Here is a 1,118-nt window from a genome sequence, read left to right on the forward strand (position 1 = left end):
CGGCGCCGACTCGGGCGCGCCCCCGTCGGCGAGCCCGAGCCCGGCGGCCACGAGCAACGCCAGCGCGACGGCCACGAGCAGGGCCAGCGCGACGGCCAGCCAGCGGTCGCCACGCAGCACCCGCACGGGCCCGGCCCGCCGAACGGCCAGAACAAGCCAGACCGGCACCGCGAGCAAGACCGGCAGCCCAAGCAGGACCGGCACCGCGAGCGCGCCGGCCACCGTCGGCACGCCGGGTTCGGCGAGCACGCTGGGTGCGTCGAAAGCGCCGGCGGCGGTCGGCCACGGCAGGGCGGCGGCCAGGGTGATCCACCAGGCGCGGCCGGCGATCAGCCACAGGGCCACGTCGGCGTCGCGCCGGGCGACGGCGTCGCCGGGCACGGTCGCGAACTGTGTCAGGGCCTTCAGCGGGCGGCCGCGCCAGGCCTCGACCAGCAGGCGCAGCACCAGGACGGCGGGGGCGTTGAAGAGCACGAACCCGAGCGCGCCGGCCCACTCTCCACCGGCCGCCGGGGCGAGGAAGGAGCCGGTCAGGGTGATCTCCAGTGCGGGCATCCCGGCCACGCCGATCACGTAGGCGGCCACGGTCATCACCGCGACGGTCACCGACACGCTCAGCCACAGGTCGCGACCGAGCATGGCCGGGACCAGCGGCCACACCGTGACCTTGGCGGCCTGCCGCCAGGTGATGACCGGAACCGCCGCGAGGACGGCGTATCCGGCGATTCTGGCCTCCTGGTGGAGGTCGAAGCCGAGCCCGGCGACCGAGACCGCCGTCAGGGCGATGGCCAGGAGCAGCCGGATGCGGCGTGACCAGGTCTCCAAAGCGCGGCGGGCCCGGCCGGTGTCGCGCGGGTCGGCGTCCCAGGCGGGGTCGTGGTGGTCGCGGTGCCGGTCCCAGCGGAGAAAGGTGAGGCCCAGGTTGACGCGGGCTCCCGGCTGGCCGGGGTCGCGGCGCAGGGCCGCGCGGTAGCTCGCGGCGGCGGCGTCGTGGTCTCCCCTGATCAGCGCCAGGTCGCCGGACAGGGCGTGGGGGCCGGGCTCGTCCGGGGCGTAGCGGACGGCGCGGCGGGCCTCCTCCCGGGCCTCGCGCCAGCCGGCCGGGAGCCGCCGCAGCG

The 1,118-nt window shown here is 77.3% G+C and carries 1 pseudogene; it reads right to left on the reverse strand.

What is annotated here, in order from left to right:
• Window positions 1–1,118, reverse strand: a pseudogene (locus FDA94_RS39735) (hypothetical protein); the annotation flags it as partial.

Source organism: Herbidospora galbida, from assembly GCF_005233835.1.
GTDB lineage: Bacteria > Actinomycetota > Actinomycetes > Streptosporangiales > Streptosporangiaceae > Herbidospora > Herbidospora galbida.